The sequence below is a fragment of the Salinibacter pepae genome (genome assembly GCF_947077775.1).
Taxonomy (GTDB): domain Bacteria; phylum Bacteroidota; class Rhodothermia; order Rhodothermales; family Salinibacteraceae; genus Salinibacter; species Salinibacter pepae.
In genome coordinates this window covers 2,278,843-2,295,878 of record NZ_CAMTTE010000001.1, presented here as the reverse complement: position 1 = coordinate 2,295,878, position 17,036 = coordinate 2,278,843, and the positions used below count along the sequence as shown (strand labels likewise).

The window sequence follows — 17,036 nt, the reverse complement described above, 5'->3', positions numbered from 1 at the left end:
ATCACCGGCACGTCATCTTGAGCGACGCCGAAAGATCTCTTCAAAAAAGCCGCACCCCTTCGAGGAGGCTCTTCGGGCGGCCTCAGGGCGACCTGCGCTGGGATTTTGAGATCGCGCTGACAGGCCAACAATGAGGGCGGACAGACTGCGAGCGTAGAACATGGACGGGGCCAGGAGCAAAGGGACACCGCAGTCGCAATGTCTCCCCTTTCACGAGAGGCCGCCCGTGGGACTACGCTCCACACTCTGACGATTCACGCCGGTTCGGGGGCCAGCATGACCTCCGAGGCGGGCTCGCGCAGGTTGTACCGGTTGCTCATGCTCGCCCCGTAGGCGCCCGTCGTCGCCACGAGCAGCGTGTCGCCCGGCTCCGTGGGCGGCAGGCGGCGGTCGTGGCCCAGCACGTCGCCGGTCTCGCACACCGGCCCCACCACGTCCGCCGTCATGGCGGGCGGTTCGTCGAGGCGGCTGAGGTTGACGATCTCGTGGTGGGCGCCGTAGAGGGCCGGGCGCAGGAGGCTATTCATGCCCGTGTCGAGCCCCACGTACGCCGCCGCGTCCTTCGTTTTCGTCTGCGTGACGCGGGCCAGCAGCACGCCGGCTTCCGCCACCAGGTAGCGCCCCGGCTCCATCCAGAGGTCGTACTGCGGGTGCCGGGCGGCGGCCTCCCCCAAGGCAGCGTCGAGCGCGTCGAGGTCGAGCGGGCGGCCGCCCGAAGCATTCGGCACGCCCAGCCCGCCCCCCACGTTCAGCGCACGGACGGCCGGGAACTCGGCGGCGAGGCTGGCCAGCAGGTCCACGAGGCCGGCCCACGTGTTCTCGTCCGTAATGCCGCTCCCGACGTGCGCGTGCAGCCCAACGACGGTCGCCCCCGCCTGGTCGACGGCCGCGCGCAGTCGCCCCAAGTCGTCGGGGACGACCCCGAACTTCGACTGGGCCCCTGCCGTGCGCACCTTGCGGTGATGGCCCTCGCCCTGTCCCGGGTCCACCCGCACAAACAGCTCCTCGCCCGCAAACACGTCCGGGTGCTGGGCCAGGGGCTGCACGTTGTCGACCGTCACGTGCACGCCGCGCTCGAAGGCGTCGGCGTACTCGGCGGGGGCTGCAAAGTTGGGCTGGAACAGGACGCGCGCCGGGTCGAGGCCCGGGCACGCCTCGAAGACGCGATCCAGCTCGCCGGGGGACACGCACTCGAAGCCGAGGCCCCGCCGCTCCAGCAGGCGGAGCACCTCGGGGTGCGGGTTGGCCTTCACCGCGTAAAACGATTGGTCGATCGGCCCGAGCCCCTGCACCTCGTCGCTGCGGGCCGTCACCACCTCCGGGTCGTAGACGTAGCGCGGCGACTCGTCGTCCGCCAGGCGCAGCAGGGCCTCGCGGCGCTCCCGCCACCACACGTCCGGCGTCTCTTCGGGCGTGCCGTCCTCGACCAGCTCCTGCCACCGCGGCCCAAAGACGGCGTCCGGGGCTCGGTGGCCGAAGAACTGCGCGTGCAGCTCGCGGACGAGGCGTGAGGCCTGGTCCTCGTCCACCACGAAGCTCATGTTGAGGTCGCTCGCGGCCTGGGTGACGAGGTGGACCTTCTGCTCGTCGAACACCTCGAACGCCGGGCCCAGCTCGCTCAGCAGAGAGCGGATGTGGCGCCCCACGAGGCTGACGATGGCACACGGGTCGATCAGCTCGGCGTCGCAGTACCGGTTCAGGTCGTGCAGCAGCCGGTCGAGGATGTCCGGGTCGAGGGCATTGGCCACCGGGTCGAGCGTCACCGTCACGTTCGACTCCGAGGTGGCCATCAGGTCGACCGACAGGCCGTGGTGCTTGAACACCTGAAAGACGTCGGCCAGAAAGCCCACCTCCTGCCACATGCCCAGCGTGTCCATGCTGACGGCCGTGATGTTGGTTTTGGCCGAGATGGCCTTCACCTGGGGCCCCACATCGGGCCCCTCGCCGCTCACGATCGTGCCGTCGAGGGAGGGGGCCTCGGTGCTGCGGACGTGGAGGGGGATCTGGTGGCGCCGCGCCGGGTCGAGGCAACGGGGGTGAAGCACCCGCGCGCCCATCGTGGCCAGCTCCTGGGCCTCGTCGTAGTCCAGGCGGCGCAGCAGCCGCCCCGACGGCACCTCGCCCGGATTCGCCGTGAACAGGCCCGGCACGTCGGTCCATACCTCGGTCCGCTCGGCCTCCAGCTTGGCCGCGAAGTGGGCCGCCGACGTGTCCGAGCCGCCCCGCCCGAGCAGGACGGTCTCGTCGAGGGCATTGCTCGCGATGAAGCCCTGCGTGAGGTAGACGGCCTCCGGGGCGTCGGCAAGACGGGCCTGCAGCCCCGGGTCGGCGTGCGACGTGCAGTTTGCGGCCAGGTACTGGCGCCGCGGCGGCAGGTGCGGGTCGTCGGTGGCCCGCAGGAACTCGCGCGCGTCAAGCCACTCCGCCGGCAGCCCCTGGGCCGACAGGTAGGCCGCGCCGAGGCGGGTCGACAGCAGCTCGCCCGTGGCCAGGACGGCGGCCCGCTGCCGCGGCGACGGCCCGTCGGTCTCCTGAATCTCGTCGACCCACCGCTCCAGGCGCGCAAGCTCGCCCGACAGCACCGCCTCGGCCTCCACGCCGAGGTCCTGCCCCAGTGCCCGGTGCCGCTCCCGGATGGTGTCGAGCGTCGATTCCGGGGCGCCGGGCTCAGCGGACGCGAGCTGCGCGCACAGCGCCTCCAGCTGATCCGAGAGGCCCTGCAGGGCCGAACAGACGAGAAAGGGGACGCGCCCCTCCGCGCGGTGCGCATGTACCACCTCGACGATCGTGTCCCACCGGGCCCGGCTCGACACGCTCGTGCCCCCAAATTTGCAGACGACCCACGGACGACCTGACGCTGGCATCACTCTTCAACTCCCTTCTGCACAAAAAACGACGCGACGCCCTCCACATCGGGAGGGCGCCGCGAAAATCATTCTCGTACGTCCCGATCACGTGTGAGGAGCGCACTTCGGACCGGCCTCGTTCCGACCCGCGCCCCCACTGCCGCACCGGCGCGCGGCCTAGCTGCACCGCGAGTGCCCGCAGTCCGCGCACTCCATGCAGCCCTCGACGTGGCGCACGTTTGCGGACCCGCACTTGTCGCAGGTGACCTCGTGGTCGGTGGCGTGGGCGCGCAGGGCCTTCGCCATCGACTGGCCGAAGGACGCAATCGAGCCCTCCGCCTTCTCAAGCTGCTCCACGAGGAAGTCAATCTTGGAGCCGTGGCGCAGCGCCGTGGACACGAGCCGCGTCTCTACGCGCACGTCGTCGGACGGCATGTGACTGGTGATGTCGCCGATCACGACCGTGCCGTCCGGGCCCAGAAGCGAGTAGTGGCGGCTCTCGTTCTTCCGGATGTAGCCCTCGTCGACACGCTCGCTGTCGTCGCCGAAGAGCGGGGCCTCCCCTTCCGACTTGAACGCGAAGACCTCGTAGGGGTGGTCCTCCAGAAAGCCGACCAGGATGGTCCAGTGGTCGCCCTGGTACCGCACGCGGTGGATGGCGCACGGCAGGGTCTCCGGGCGGTCGGGCGCCTCGGTGCGGGGCACGGTCCGGTCGTCGTCCCCGTCGTCGCCGGAAAGCACGGCACTCATGGTGCCGGCCCGGTACGTGGTCACGCCCTTGATGACGCCCGTGTCGTGGGCCTTCTTGTAGAGCTCCTTGAAGTCCTCGAAGGGGTAGTCGTTGGGAACGTTCACCGTCTTGGACATCGAGGAGTCCACGAACGGCGCCAGGGCCTTCATCTGGGTGAGGTGGTCGTCCACGTCCAGGTCGCGGGTCGTGACGGCCCAGTCGGCGTCCGGGTCCCAGGTGCCGTCCGTCTCCATGTGGCGCACCGCGTAGTCCTTCACCTCCTGGTCCTTGCAGATGTCGCGGGTCGGGTGAATCTGCCAGTGGGTGTGGCCCTCTTCCTGGCAGCGGAGCACCGTCTCGTCGCCCTGCTCCTCGGCGGTCCAGGCCGTGCCGTCGGCGTCGATGTCCTGCCCCACCTCGTAGGCGTTCGGGGACATCGGCGGGCGGGTGATGCCGTCGGGCAGCGCCGGCTGCTCGGACGTCCGGATGTAGCTGTGCATGAACACCGGCTCGATGCCGCTCGACGGCGCGTTGCCCAACGTGGAGGTGTTGCCCGTCGGCTGGATGCTAAGCAGGTGGCTGTTGCGGAGCCCCAGGTCGCCAATCATCTCCTTCGTCTTGTCCGAGAGGCGCTGGACGAAGGGACTCGACAGGTACTCGTCCTTGTCGAAGAGCGGGAACGCGCCCTTCTCCTCGGCGAGGCGCGCGCTGGCCTGGTAGGCCCGGTTGGCGAGGTGCTCCTGGAACTCGCGCATCACGCGGGCGCCCTCCTCGGAGCCGTAGCGGGTCTTCATCATCATGAGGGCCGAGCCGTCGCCGTAGTGGCCGAGGCCGATGCGGCGCTTCTCCTGCAGGTTGCGCTGCTGCTCCTCCAGCGGGACGTAGCTGAGGTCGTTGACGTTGTCGAGGAAGCGCACCGCACGCGGGACGAGGTCGTCGACCAGGTCGTAGTCGATCGTGCCCGCCTCCCGGTCCACGAGCTGCGTCACGTTGAGGTTGCCCAGCAAGCACACGCCGCCGACGGGGAGGACCTGCTCGCCACACGGGTTGGTGGCGTTGATGTGCTCGACGTAGCCCAGGTTGTTCTCCTTGTTGATGGTGTCGACGAAGATGACACCGGGCTCGTTGCGGTTGTAGGTGGAATCCATGATCCGATTCCAGATCTCCCGCGCCTCGTAGACGGCGGGCTCTCCGGTGGCCGGGTCCTTCCACGTCTTCACCGTGCCGCCCTTCTCCTGGTAGGCCTTCAGGTTGCCGTCCCAGTGCTGCTTGTAGAACTCCTTCTCGTTCTCGTAGTCCGGGAAGCGGAGCGCCCACGTGTCGTCGTTCTTGACCGCCTCCATGAACGCGTCGGTGATGAGGACCGACATGTTGAACTTGTGGAGGCGCCCGGGCTCCTGCTTCGCCTCGATGAACTCGATGATGTCGGGGTGCCAGATGCCCATGGTCACCATCTGGGCGCCCTTCCGGATCTTGTCCTTCACGTCGTCGCGGTCGGACTTCATGCCGGAGCCGGCGACGATGGTGGCGGCCTGCTTATTCCAGACGTCGAGCATCTGCACCGCGCCGGGCGTCATCGATCCGACGCCCCCGATGCGCGCCCCGCGGGGCCGCATGATGTGGGCGCAGAACCCGTAGCCCCCCTCCGAGGCCAGAATCTTGGCCTGGCGGGTCAGCTCCGCCTGGATCTCGTCCATCGAGTCCTGGTCGTGGCCCTGGAACCCCGATACGAAACAGTTGATGAGCGTGGCCTTGCCGAGGCCGGTGCCCGCGTTGGCGAAGATGCGGCCGCCGGGGGTGAAGGGGAAGGGGCCGGTGCCCAGGCCTTTCCCGCTCAGAAGCTGATAGAAGCGCTGGGTCCACACGTCGGTGTCGTCTTCGACCTGGGCCATGGCCCGCGCGTTGCGGTACCAGGTGTCCGGCACCCGGTCGTCAGTGCCGTACTGGTAGTTTTGTCCGTAGACCTCTTCGGAGATCTCGGTCTCGAAGATGTCGTCGTTCGTCCGGTCGTCCGTGATAAGGTCGCTGTTGGACAGCTGGTACTGGCGCGACCCGTTTCGTCCCGACCGGGTGTTGACGCGGTGGCCGTTGGAGGCGTGCCCGTTGGTCGATTCGGCCGGGGCGGTCACATCGGCCGCTGCGGAGTCTGGAGAAGAAGGATTTTGGGACATAGCTGAGCGCTCGATTAGTAGAAAAAGGACCTCGGACGGTTGGCGCGCGTCGCGGAGGTCAGGGCGCGCTGAGAGAGGCGATGCAATACAGGACTGCCCCCGGCAGCAGGAGCGAACTGCCCGGAACGGTCCGGCCAATGCCGTCAATCAACTCGTACGCCGCGGACCACATGCCCTTGAGACGCGCAGGGCTTCCCTCTCCGACCGGGCGGCCGGCAAGGGACGTGATCGCTCTCCGAGCGGGCATTCGGGCTGGAACCGTTGCGCGGCAGCGCCGGCCTTCCACCGGACTTTCCCCGTGACGCAGGAGCGCCCATCGGCGCGTTCCTACCGCCGTGCCACGACAGCACGACCCCGGAGAGCACGTGCTCACTAAGCGTGTCTTGTACGGTAGGTTTCTGGCGCCAAAGTATCAAATGACCGCTGCTTATTACTGTTATTGTTTCACTGCGAAAACCCTTCTTCAGCGCCGATGCGGGAAGGTCGTGCGGGAACGTGGCTTTGTGAATTCCTCGATCCGTGTGCGTCTGGCCTCACGCCGCCACAGAATCTCACGGAGCCTGGGTCTCCTCTTCGAACCGGCTCCACATACGAGAAATTCTCGTCCGGAGCGGGTGGTGATCTGACGGTCGTAGAAATGGGGGCGGTGCTCCCTCGACCACACCCTCGCACCAAGGGACGGACGAAAGCGGCCCCCTGCCGTGGTTGTCCGGATCTGGGGGCTTTCGGTCGCTGCTTCCCAACCAGGTGGCTTCAATCAGGCGTTCGACCGAGCCCTCGCCACTAGAGACATCCCCCAGCTCGATGAAATGCGGACGCTGACCTGCCCGGGGCAGGCCGAGACGGTCTTCGGCCACGGACCGACGTCGGCGCCCTCGTACCAGGGGACCGCTTTCTATTACTGTTATTGATCACGCTGGGGGATTCCTGTTCGGCGCCGCTCCGCGTGGACAGGACGCACGGGGGTCGCCCCCCGGTCTTTGACCCGGCTCCCTCCTAGTAGACAGGGGCGTCATAGACAGGGGCATCCCCTCTGTCCCGCCACGGGCGCTCATTCGTCCCCGCCGCCGTACCGGAAGTTGTACGCAATGCCAATCTCGGGCGCCCCCTGCACCACATCGAGCCCGCCGTAGAGCACGACCCGTCCGAGGTTGCCCACGACCCCGGCCGAGACGACCGGATCCCAGTCGCGCCCCGCTTGCGGGTCGATGTGCACCCCGAGCCCGAAGGCCGGCTGGACGCGCGAGTCGAACACGTCGTAGAAGCCAAGGGCGCGGACGCTGAGTTCCTGATCGGGGCCGTCCTCCAGGACGGCACTGTTGACGGCTGCCTGAAGCTGGACGCCGCCCCGTGGATGCGTGTAGCCGGAGGCCAATCCGATGGGGGTGTCGCCCCGCCCGTACAGGCCGGCCGTGCCCCCCGCAAACGCGACAATGCCTACGGCGGCCGCCGCCCCGAGCGCGGGAATGCCAAGGTCGGTCTCCTCCTCGTCGTCGTCTTCCTCGTCGTCCTCGTCCGAGAGCATCTCCTCAACGCGGGAGCGGCCCTCCGTGTCTGCCTCGTCGTCCTCGCCCTCCTCCCCGGAATCATCCCTGGCGCCCCGTTCCCCCTCTGGTTGTTCGTCTCGGCCCGTCCTCTCCGACCGCTCCGTGTCCGCCGCCGAGCGGCCCACCGTTTCCCCTCGGGGGCGTCGGGTGCGGGCGTCGTCCTCGTCCTGCCCCCCGACGTAGTACGGGCGCGGCGCCACCCGCCAGCCGAGGGAGATGCGCGACCGAGGCCTGTAGAGGCTCGGCGATCGGGACGGCTCCGGCGGCCGTTCGCGGGCCTCTCGGTCTCCTGTGCTGGACCGGCGCTGCTCGGCGTCCGACGCGAAGCCCATGCGTTCGACGACGAGCCCCTCCAGCGTCGCCCCCTCTGACAGAATGCGGCGCGCCTCGGTGGGCGACGTGTCGAGGAAGACGCGGTCGTGGCGCACCGTCACGTTGAACGCAAAGCGGTCGGGGACGGGACGGAGCGCCATGCTGTCGACGCCGATGATCATCTCGGCGCGCTTCTCGCCGCCCACCCGCACGTTGGCCCGGAGCTCGACGTTCGTCATGCGGATGCCCGCCGGCCGCTCGCGCCAGGGCAGGACCTCGCCTTCGTAGAGCACCCGCTCGGCGGGGCGCCAACTCACGACGAACGACCACCGCGACGTGGTGTCGGTCGCGGCGTATCGGTAGTCGAGCGCCATCGAGTCGATGCGGGGCAGCAGGTACGGCGCGTCCTGTCCCATCTCGTCGAGGAGGGTGAGCAGCGAGCGGGGCCAGCCTTCGAGGGCCGCCGTCCCGTCGCCCGCCCCGCGGGGGGCCTGCGCCTGTCCCGAACTCACTCCGGTGATCAACAGCACGCCAACGAGCAGCACAAGCCGGAGCCCGGCAGACACGGTTCGGTGCATGGGCCTTTGATGTCCAAATGGGAGAAACGGCTCTGGAATCCGTATGGCCGCACAGAGCCCCGCGTTCGTCACACCGCCCTCTCCCTCAGGCTCCTTTTTGGGGGGGAGACGACACTGAGCTACCTCTGTGCGTCCACGTGCTTCGTGCGTACGTGCTTCGTGCGTTCACGTGTGCTCGCGGATCGTGTCGAGGAACTGACGGCCGTACCGTTCCAGCTTCACGTCCCCCACGCCGTGGAGGGCGCGGAAGTCGCTTTTGGTCTGCGGCCGGTGCTCCACCATGGCACGGAGCGTTTTGTCGTTAAAGATGACGTAGGGCGGCACTTCTTGGTCCGTGGCGATCTGCGTGCGGCGCTCCCGGAGGGCCTCAAACAGCGCCCGTTCCGGGCCGTCGGCCGGGAGGGGATCGTCGGCCCCGGTTTTCGTGGTGTTGGGCGAGGCCGACGCCGCGGCCCCGTCGCGGAAGGCGACCGTCTCGCGGCCCTTCAGCACCGGGCGGCAGTCTTCGGTGAGCGTGAGCGCGCCGTACCCCATCACGTCCACCTCCGCCATGCCCTTCGCCACCAGCTGCCGGAGGATGGAGCGCCACTCGGCCTTCGACCGGTCGGCCCCGATGCCGTAGGTGGAGACGGTGTCGTGGTCGTGGCGCTGGATTTTCTCGGTGTCCTTACCCAGCAGCACGTCGGTCACGTGGCCGCTGCCGAAGCGCTGGCCGGTGCGGGCGATGCAGGAGAGCGCCTTCTGGGCGGCCGTGGTGCCCTCCCAGGTGTCGGGCGGGCGCAGGCAGTTGTCGCAGTTGTCGCACGTGTCGCCCCCCATGTCCTCGCCGAAGTAGTTCAGGAGCACCTTGCGGCGGCAGTCCGGCGCCTCGCAGTAGCCGAGCAGGGCGTTCAGCTTGTGGCGCTGGGTCCAGCGGTGCTCGTCGTTCTCGGCGGAGTCGTCGATGAGCTGCCGCATGCGGACCACGTCCCCGCGGCGGTACGCCATCCAGGCGGTGGCGGGGCGGCCGTCGCGCCCGGCGCGGCCGGTCTCCTGGTAGTACGCCTCCAGCGTCTTGGGGACGTCGAGGTGGGCCACGAAGCGCACGTCGGGCTTGTCGATGCCCATCCCGAACGCGACGGTGGCCACCACGATGAGGCCGTCCTCGCGGAGAAAGCGGTCCTGGTGCTCGCTGCGCTTGTGGTCGGAGAGGCCGGCGTGGTAGGGCACGGCGGTGTGGCCGTGGTCGGTCAGCCAGTCGGCGGTCGTCTCCACGCCGTTGCGGCTGAGGCAGTACACGATGCCGTTCTGGCCGGGGTGCTCCCGCTCGATAAACTCGTGTAGTTGTTGACGGGGCCGGTTTCCCTTCGGCTCCACCACGTAGCGGATGTTGGGGCGGTCGAAGCCGGCCACGAACCGGTCCTCGTCCGTCATGCCGAGGCGGTCGAGGACGACCCGCTGCGTGGGCGGGTCGGCAGTGGCGGTGACGGCGATGCAGGGAATCTGCGCGAATTCGCCCCGGAGGTCGGCCAGCGCCAGGTACTCGGGGCGGAAGTCGTGCCCCCACTGCGAGATGCAGTGGGCCTCGTCGATGGCGAGCAGGGACGGCCGGGCCCGCGACAGCAGGGTTTTGAAGCGGTCGCGGGTGGCCCGCTCGGGGGCCACGTAGCAGAGGTCGAGCTCGCCCGCCGTGAGCCGGTGCTCCACCGCCTCTCGCTCCTTGCGGCCCAAGCTGGAGTTGAGCACCGCCGCCTTCACCCCGACCTGTTGCAGGGCGTCGACCTGATCCTGCATCAGCGAGATGAGCGGCGAGACGACCACGCCGGGGCCGTCCCGCACCATCGCCGGAATCTGGTAGCAGAGCGACTTCCCGCCGCCCGTCGGCATGAGCACGAGCGCGTCTCCGCCGTCCACGAGCCGCTGCACCACCGGCTCCTGGTACGGGCGGAACGTCTCGTACCCGAAGACGGACTGGAGGACGTGCGTGGGATCGGCGTGGGTGACGTCCATCGAGCGGGGGCGGCTATGAAGAACACGGAGGCAGGGGCTCAATCTTCTACGGCGTCCCGCACTCCTACGACACGACGTTTCGGAAATGTTCGTGGTGCTCGTAGCCCCCTAACACGTCCTGCATCATGGCGTGCCCGCCTGCACTTGAAAATCGCCTGCTCTTGGCGTCGCCCCCCCCTCCACGACCAGCGCGTGGAGATGGGCCATCTCCGAGCCGACGCGGCCGCCCGCTCGTGGTCGTGTCCGGCAGGGGCGCCCGGGCGACCTCCCGGCGACACCTGGTCTCGGACATCCGGCGAACGCCTCTTCTCCCCCTTCGTACCACCGATGCCAATTCTTTCAGCCTTCACGGGACGAACTGCTCCCTACGCACTGGATTGAGGGCGTGGGGGCCTGGGAGCGCGGGAGCACGCGGGCCTCTGTCCCCCCACGCTGCCGCGCCCTCTCCCCCACGCCTTCCACTCCACGCTCTTCCCCCCCGCGCCCAAACCAACATGGCCTCGTCGAAGAAGGCAATTTACGCCGCGATTCTCGGCAACTTCGCCATCGCCGTCACCAAGTTTCTCGGGGCGGCCGTCAGCGGCAGCTCCGCGATGCTGGCGGAGGGCATCCACTCGCTCGTGGACACCGGCAATGGCGGCCTGCTCCTGCTCGGCATTCGTCGCAGCAAGCGGCCCCCAGACGAGGACCACCCCTACGGCTACGGCAAGTCGCTTTACTTTTACACCCTCGTCGTCGCGGTGCTCATCTTCGGGCTCGGCGGCGGCATTTCTCTCTACGAAGGCATCCTCCACACGCTCGATCCCGGCCACGGCGGCGCCAGCACCACCTCCGTCCTCGGCATCACGGTCGGCGGCCTCACGCTCAACACGGTCGTCCTCGGCGCCGCCATCGTGTTCGAGGCCCTCGCCCTGCGCACCGCCCTTCAGGAGTTCAAGAAGCAGCGCGGCGACACGCCCTTCTTCAAAGCCATCGTGACGAGCAAGGACCCAACGACCTTCACGGTCGTGTTCGAGGACACCGCCGCCCTGGCCGGCCTCGTCGTCGCGCTCGTTGGCATTCACCTTGCGAGCCTGCTCCACATGCCCGTGATCGACGGGATTGCCTCCATCATCATCGGGCTCATCCTGTGTGGCGTGGCCGCCTTTCTCATCTGGGAGAGCAAAAAGCTCCTGATCGGCGAGGCGGCGGCCCCCGAGATTCGGGACGACATCCGCCGGCTGGCCCACGACGACGCGGACATCGCGTCGGTCGAGCGCCTGCTCACGATGCACATGGGCCCTCGCGCCCTCCTCCTGAACATGGACCTGCGCTTCCGGGACGACCTCGATGCCAACACCGTGGAGGCCGCCGTCGATCGGCTGGAGCGCGCCATTCGGGAGGCCCACCCCAGCATCCGGTACATTTTTGTGGAGGCGGGCTCGATTGCCCGTACGCGAGCATCGGACGCGGGGGCCTCTGCGGCCGGCGGACCGCCCTCGTAGAGAATATTCACCGTCGGCACCGACGCATCGCATTGACGATGGGCCGCGGATTCCGTATCCATCATCCTGCCCTCGGCCCCTCCCGCTGTTCCCTCGTTCCCTCTGCCCCCCATGCCGACCGTTCTCTCTCGTGCCCTCTTCCGCGGCGGCTGCGCCGGCCTCGCCCTGCTCGTGCTCGCCGGCTGCGGCGGCTCGCTCTCCTCGCTCGCCCCGACGCCCGAGCCGAAGCGGGTGCCCGCGGATACGATCCTGGTGGCGGACACGGACACCACCGCCCTCGCCCCGGAGGTGGCGCGCCTGTACGCCCTGGAGTCGGAGCTCCTGGCCGCGGACGACAGCACGCGCCGGGCCCACCTCCTGAACCAGGCCATGGCGGAACTGGCCACCCTGCTCCGCACCCGACCGGAGGCCCTCGAGCAAAACACCGTCCGGTCGGTCTACGGGGGGCTCACGGCCGAGTACCGGCGCTTCCACGGCTACCCCAGCGACCCGGACTCGACGCTCCTGGCCCGGGGGCAGATTTTCTCCGTCCGGGCCCGCTTGTTCGCGGAGCTGGAGGACGTCGAAAATCCGCTCCTGGAGGGCGCCCCCGTCCGTCCGGAGGCCGAGGTGGAGGGGACCGAGATTCCGATGACCTCGAACCGGTTGGTGAAGCAGAGCACGACCGCCCTCGAGGAGGAGCCCAGCGAGCACGTCAACCACTGGCGGCGGCGTGTGCAGGTATACGGGCCCATGATCGAGCACATTCTGGCGGAGGAGGGCGTGCCGCAGGAGCTGAAGTACCTCGCCATGATCGAGAGCGGCCTCAACCCCGACGCCCGGAGCTGGGCCGGCGCCGTGGGCATGTGGCAGTTCATGCCCGGCACCGGCCGGCGGTACGGCCTCACCGTGAACGCGTGGGTCGACGAGCGGCGCGACCCGGAAAAGGCCACCCGGGCGGCCGCCCGGCACCTGGGCGACCTGTACGACGAGTTTGGCGACTGGCACCTCGCCCTGGCCGGCTTCAACTGTGGGGCCGGCTGTGTGCGCTCCGCGCTCCGCCGGGCCGACGCCGAGGCCCCGTCGTACTGGGACGCCCACGAGTACCTGCCGCGCGAGACGCAGGGCTACGTGCCCATGTTCATCGCCGCGGCCCGCGTGATGGAGAACCCCGAGGCGTTCGACCTCGCCCCGCCCGAACCGGCCTCGCCGCTCGCCTACGACTACGTCCCGGTACACGGAAGCCGCCTCTCGCTCCGCACCGTGGCCCGCCTCGCCGACACCACGCGCAGTGCCATCGCGTCGCTCAATCCTGAGCTGCGGCGGGGCCGCGTGCCGCCCTCCAAGGAGCGGTACTACGTGCGCATTCCGCTGGGCAGCTACCCGCGGTTCGCCTGGAACTACGCCGCGCTGCCGGACGAGAAGAAGCAGCCGGCCACCACCTACGCGGTGCGCCGGGGCGATACGCTCTCCGAGATTGCCGTGCGCTTCGGCACCTCCACCGCCACCCTGAAGCGGCTCAACGGCATCGACGGCGCCATCATCCGCCCGGGCGACCGGCTGGTGGTGCCCGTCCAGGAGTACGCGAGCGCCCTCAGTGCGACCGACCAGCGGCGCCCCCTACGCGTGCAGTACGACACGTCGCCCCCCACGCGCCCGCTCGACGCGATCGAGACGGCCCGTGCCCCGTCGGACACGACGTCCGGGCCGCCCGACGCATCCCCCGCCTCCAGCCCCCAAACGGCCGCCTCCGCCCCCACGTCCTACCGCGTGACTCGGGGCGACACGCTCGGGGAGATTGCGCAACGGTTCGGGGTGTCCATCCGGGAGCTCCAGGCCTGGAACGACCTCAGCGGCACGCGCATCCGTCCCGGCCAGCGCCTGCAGATTCGGGACTAGCGCGTTGTCGGTGGGGGGAGTGCACGTCGGGGAGACTCGGGGCGAGACGGTTTCTCTTCCGTGCAGCTGGGCGTGCCCCCCCCTCAACGCACAGCCCCCCATAAGAAGGCCGGCTCCGGGGCCTTCACTTCTGGGCCCCGCCCGAATCATCGGTGGTGTCGTACACCTGCCGCACGGTCTGGGCCACCTCCAGCGCCACGTCCCGGTTGTAGCGGACGGCGAGGTCCTGGTACTTGATGACGTCGTAGATCGTCCCGATCAGGCACAGCCCGCCCGTGAAGAGGTAGACGAGCCCCAGGGCAACCTTCTCCGTGTAGAGCCGCTGTAGCCCCGCGGCGCCGACAAACCCCACCGCCGCGAGAATCAGGATGTGGGCCGGGTCGCGGCGGCGCGACCGGTAGATGCGCGCGAAGTGCTCGGCCTGCGCGTCGCTCATGTCGTTGAGCAGGCGGGCGACCTCGACCTGTTCGTCGCCCTCGAGTTCAGGGAGGTAGCGGAGCACGTTGGACATGGCACGGGAAGCGGTCGGTGCAAGAGAATGGGAGGCTCAGCGGGCCGGGGCGGGCGCCGCCCGGCACAGCGACACGACGTGCACCGCGAGCACGCCGACGACGGGGCCCGCCAGCGGGTGCGCGTTCCACGACGCCGTCCAGTGCCCACGGGCGAGGTGCGCGATGGCGGTCCCCAGGCCGTCGCCCGGACACGGGAGGCCCAGGTGCTCGATCAGGCACAGGTTGATGCCGCCGGGGGCCTGCGGGTCGATGCTGGCCGCACCGAGCAGGGCCGCCGTCCAGAAGACTGCCTCGAACGGCACGGCCCGAAGCCGCCGGACGACCGGCCCTACTGCTCCTTGGACGGTTGGCATGAGGAAAGGACGGACCGAGTGAGAATTTTGGGCTCTGTTCTGACCACGTACCGGTCCCCGGCACTGTTACGTCCGCACAGCCCTCCGCTCCTACGCCTCTAGGTGGCCGAGCAGCAGCCGGTTGACGGTCGCCGGGGCGTCGTGCTGCACCCAGTGGGTGGCGTCGTCGATTATCCGGAGGCGCCCGTCGGCACACATCGCGGCGCTGGGGGCCGCCATCTGCCGGCCGAGGGCCACGTCCTGGGCGCCCCACACCACGAGCGTCGGCACGTCGATCGGATCCGAGGGCGGAATGCGCCGCAGGGCGCGCCGGCCCGCAGCCCGGTACCAGTTGAGCATGCCCCGAAGCCGGCCCGGCCGGCGCCACGCCCGGCGGTAGGCCGCAAGGTCCGCGTCGGCAAACGTGTCGGGGCGCCCGCTCCACCGGAGCATCGTGGCGAGGCCCTGGCCGTCGTTGCGCCCGAGCAGCCACTCCGGCAGGCCGGGCACCTGAAAGAACAGCGCGTACGTGCTCCGGAGCAGCTGCGTGGGGCTCGTGCGGAGCGTGTCCCGAAAAACGCGGGGGTGCGGCACGTTGAGGACCGCGAGGCGCCGCAGGCGCTCCGGGTGGGCGTGGGCAAGGTGCCAGCCCACCATCGCGCCCCAGTCGTGCCCCACGACCGAGGCGCGAGCCCGGCCCGCGGCGTCGATGACCGCGCACACGTCGTCCACGAGACGGTCCAGGTCGTAGGCGGCGACGGCCCGCGGCGCGTCGCTCCGGTTGTAGCCGCGCTGGTCCGGCACGACGACCCGGTAGCCCGCCGCGGCGAGGGCCGGGATCTGACGGCGCCACCCGTACCAGAACTCCGGAAAGCCGTGGAGCAGCACCACGAGCGGGCCGTCCTCGGGGCCCGCCGCCCGCACATGCAGTCGCACCCCTTCACGGTCGACCCAGTGCCACTCAAGAGACACCGAGAAATGATTCGCGGGATCGTCCTCCATCACTGTCTCACTTTCATCGTGTCCGCTCACCCCTCCGACCCCCAACCCTCCCCCTCAGCCCACCATCGGGCTCGCGTCCGGGTCGTACACCTCGTTCTGGTGGTGTTCTTTCCGGCGCTGGTACGCGGGGTCGTCCGTGAGGGCCTGCCACGCGTCACGGAAGACGACGGCCGCCGCCCGCTTCTCCGGGTCGGCCCACTCTTCGGGCTCTCGCTGGGTGCCGTCGTCGTCGTACTTCTGTCCGCCCGGATACTTTGCGTACCGCATGGCCCGGGTGAAGCCCATCTGCAGGTACTTGCGCGCCATGTCCATGCCCACGAAGTCGTCCGCGGCCCGGTACCGTTCGTACGCCTCCCGGACGGCCTCCACCGCGGCCTCCGCGGCGGCCTCGTCCTTAAAGCCCCAGTCGGGAAGCAGCTCGTCCTTGTACGGCTGGACCTTGAACACGCCCTGCTCGCTGGACTCGTACCGGTAGGCCTCCGGGTGGGCCCGGAAGTCAGTCTCGTACGCGCCTGCCATAGATCCAGACCTCCTCGTTGCGTGCAAGTCCTGGGCCCCGTCTCACTCCGCGGACGCCGAGTCCGGGGTTGGTGGCGTTACCTGTCGGGGCCGGGTGCGCTCCTCGGCGAGTCGGGCCCAGGTGCGCTCGGTGAAGTCTCGAAACGTCTCTTTCTGGTGAAGCCATCCGAAGTGGAGGGCGTAGGGCGTCAGCTCCATGTATTCGCCGGCCCTCGGCAACGACTCCGCCGCCCTCAGTAGGGCGTTGCGCAGCGACGCGTTCGAAATGCCGCGGAGGCTGTATACGAACCGGTTGGTGTAGAGGCGATACGACACCTCCTTGAAGTCCGGGTCGTGGTCGGTCAGGCTGTCGATGTAGTCGAGCTGCGGGCTGTTGCGCCCCTGCAGCCACGGGAATACGTGCAGGTCGAGCTTGCTCATGGCCAGGGCGATGCTCCACTCGCAGGTTTCCTCACTGCGCCCCTCGTCGAGCCGGCTCCGGAAGTGCGTCTTGCCCACCCGATCGAGAAAGGACGCGGCCGCCGCGTCGACCTCTCGGGTGCAGGCGTCGTCCTGGGCGTAGATCATGCCCGCCTGCACGCGCGGCAACCGGGTGAGGCCAAGCCGACGCAGCGTGCGGCGGCGGCGCCCCAGCAGCACGTCGACGACGACCCCGAGCCCCTTCGGCCCCCCAAAAAAGTGATCGGCGTTCTGCAGGCCGGTAGCGGTAAACGGGAAGGCCGAAAACTGCCGCCAGAGGGGATCCGGGTTGCGGCACCACACGATGTCCGCGTCCACGAAGAGCGACCGCTCGAAGGCCTTGAAGCGGTGGAGGTGGTGCTTGAACCCGACGATCGACCGGTGCTCTCGGGGCAGGTCCTCGAGCACGTCGAAGTGCGCATCCAGCCCCCGACGCTCCAGCAATGCCCGATGATGCTCCGGACAGAAGAGGGCCACGGGCCGGTCGGGGTCGTGTCGACGAAGCGTGTGGACCGACGCCACGACGTGCTTCACGTACCGATCGGGGCCGTAGCTGTGAAGGACGTAGCCTTCGCGGGGGGTGGGCATGAAAACAGAAAGGGCAAGCTGACTCGACGGGACACGCCCTTCAAGACGCGGGCCCCGTCGATTGGTTCATGTCTCGCGACCGGCCACGC

At 69.2% G+C, this 17,036-nt stretch carries 11 protein-coding genes and 1 riboswitch; of the genes, 2 read left to right on the top strand and 9 right to left on the bottom strand.

Going from position 1 to position 17,036, the window contains the following annotated elements:
* Positions 1-254 precede the first annotated feature (254 nt).
* The 4 genes from OJA40_RS09595 to recQ form a co-directional block, all read right to left on the bottom strand.
* Positions 255-2,864 carry a bifunctional aspartate kinase/diaminopimelate decarboxylase gene (locus tag OJA40_RS09595; protein ID WP_263810477.1) on the bottom strand — a complete coding sequence of 870 codons (2,610 nt, stop codon included), beginning with the start codon at positions 2,862-2,864 and terminating at the stop codon, positions 255-257.
* A 159-nt stretch (positions 2,865-3,023) separates the two neighbouring features.
* Positions 3,024-5,747: an adenosylcobalamin-dependent ribonucleoside-diphosphate reductase gene (locus OJA40_RS09590; protein ID WP_263810475.1), complete on the bottom strand. Its 2,724-nt coding sequence runs from the start codon at positions 5,745-5,747 to the stop codon at positions 3,024-3,026.
* Between the two features lie 233 nt (positions 5,748-5,980).
* Positions 5,981-6,057: riboswitch (adenosylcobalamin-variant (AdoCbl-variant) riboswitch) on the bottom strand.
* A 741-nt stretch (positions 6,058-6,798) separates the two neighbouring features.
* Positions 6,799-8,184, bottom strand: a complete 1,386-nt coding sequence (locus tag OJA40_RS09585; protein ID WP_263810474.1) for a hypothetical protein — start codon at positions 8,182-8,184, stop codon at positions 6,799-6,801.
* 165 nt (positions 8,185-8,349) lie between these two features.
* Positions 8,350-10,173, bottom strand: coding sequence for a DNA helicase RecQ (gene recQ, locus OJA40_RS09580; RefSeq protein WP_263810472.1), 1,824 nt, complete (start codon positions 10,171-10,173; stop codon positions 8,350-8,352).
* A gap of 494 nt (positions 10,174-10,667) precedes the next feature.
* Here recQ and OJA40_RS09575 point away from each other — a divergent pair, with 494 nt between their 5' ends.
* Together OJA40_RS09575 and OJA40_RS09570 are read left to right on the top strand one after the other, a co-directional pair.
* The gene (locus OJA40_RS09575; RefSeq protein ID WP_263810470.1) at positions 10,668-11,657 is read left to right on the top strand and encodes a cation diffusion facilitator family transporter; all 990 of its coding nucleotides are present in this window, start codon (positions 10,668-10,670) and stop codon (positions 11,655-11,657) included.
* Positions 11,658-11,768: 111 nt separating this feature from the next.
* Complete coding sequence (locus tag OJA40_RS09570) at positions 11,769-13,535, top strand: lytic transglycosylase domain-containing protein (protein ID WP_263810468.1); 1,767 nt, start codon at positions 11,769-11,771, stop codon at positions 13,533-13,535.
* 124 nt (positions 13,536-13,659) lie between these two features.
* On the opposite strand, the gene OJA40_RS09565 is transcribed toward OJA40_RS09570, so the two are convergent.
* The 5 genes from OJA40_RS09565 to OJA40_RS09545 all read right to left on the bottom strand — a co-directional run bounded on the left by OJA40_RS09565 (position 13,660) and on the right by OJA40_RS09545 (position 16,947).
* Positions 13,660-14,046, bottom strand: coding sequence for a TM2 domain-containing protein (locus OJA40_RS09565; protein ID WP_263810467.1), 387 nt, complete (start codon positions 14,044-14,046; stop codon positions 13,660-13,662).
* Positions 14,047-14,082: 36 nt separating this feature from the next.
* Positions 14,083-14,400, bottom strand: a complete 318-nt coding sequence (locus OJA40_RS09560) for a DUF2752 domain-containing protein (protein ID WP_208426689.1) — start codon at positions 14,398-14,400, stop codon at positions 14,083-14,085.
* Positions 14,401-14,490: 90 nt separating this feature from the next.
* Complete coding sequence (locus OJA40_RS09555) at positions 14,491-15,381, bottom strand: alpha/beta fold hydrolase (protein WP_263810466.1); 891 nt, start codon at positions 15,379-15,381, stop codon at positions 14,491-14,493.
* Between the two features lie 54 nt (positions 15,382-15,435).
* A complete protein-coding gene (locus tag OJA40_RS09550) occupies positions 15,436-15,900 on the bottom strand; it encodes a DUF4385 family protein (RefSeq protein WP_208426687.1) in 465 nt (154 codons plus the stop codon).
* Between the two features lie 42 nt (positions 15,901-15,942).
* Entirely contained in the window at positions 15,943-16,947 is a 1,005-nt protein-coding gene (locus OJA40_RS09545) for a glycosyltransferase family protein (protein ID WP_263792618.1), read from the bottom strand.
* Positions 16,948-17,036 lie beyond the last annotated feature (89 nt).

What these genes read in the sequence shown, in the direction of transcription:
- OJA40_RS09595 (WP_263810477.1), bottom strand. Translation starts at nt 2,864, where the DNA reads ATGCCAGCGTCAGGTCGTCCGTGGGTCGTCTGCAAATTTGGGGGCACG.
- OJA40_RS09590 (WP_263810475.1), bottom strand. Translation starts at nt 5,747, where the DNA reads ATGTCCCAAAATCCTTCTTCTCCAGACTCCGCAGCGGCCGATGTGACC.
- OJA40_RS09585 (WP_263810474.1), bottom strand. Translation starts at nt 8,184, where the DNA reads ATGCACCGAACCGTGTCTGCCGGGCTCCGGCTTGTGCTGCTCGTTGGC.
- recQ (WP_263810472.1), bottom strand. Translation starts at nt 10,173, where the DNA reads ATGGACGTCACCCACGCCGATCCCACGCACGTCCTCCAGTCCGTCTTC.
- OJA40_RS09575 (WP_263810470.1), top strand. Translation starts at nt 10,668, where the DNA reads ATGGCCTCGTCGAAGAAGGCAATTTACGCCGCGATTCTCGGCAACTTC.
- OJA40_RS09570 (WP_263810468.1), top strand. Translation starts at nt 11,769, where the DNA reads ATGCCGACCGTTCTCTCTCGTGCCCTCTTCCGCGGCGGCTGCGCCGGC.
- OJA40_RS09565 (WP_263810467.1), bottom strand. Translation starts at nt 14,046, where the DNA reads ATGTCCAACGTGCTCCGCTACCTCCCTGAACTCGAGGGCGACGAACAG.
- OJA40_RS09560 (WP_208426689.1), bottom strand. Translation starts at nt 14,400, where the DNA reads ATGCCAACCGTCCAAGGAGCAGTAGGGCCGGTCGTCCGGCGGCTTCGG.
- OJA40_RS09555 (WP_263810466.1), bottom strand. Translation starts at nt 15,381, where the DNA reads ATGGAGGACGATCCCGCGAATCATTTCTCGGTGTCTCTTGAGTGGCAC.
- OJA40_RS09550 (WP_208426687.1), bottom strand. Translation starts at nt 15,900, where the DNA reads ATGGCAGGCGCGTACGAGACTGACTTCCGGGCCCACCCGGAGGCCTAC.
- OJA40_RS09545 (WP_263792618.1), bottom strand. Translation starts at nt 16,947, where the DNA reads ATGCCCACCCCCCGCGAAGGCTACGTCCTTCACAGCTACGGCCCCGAT.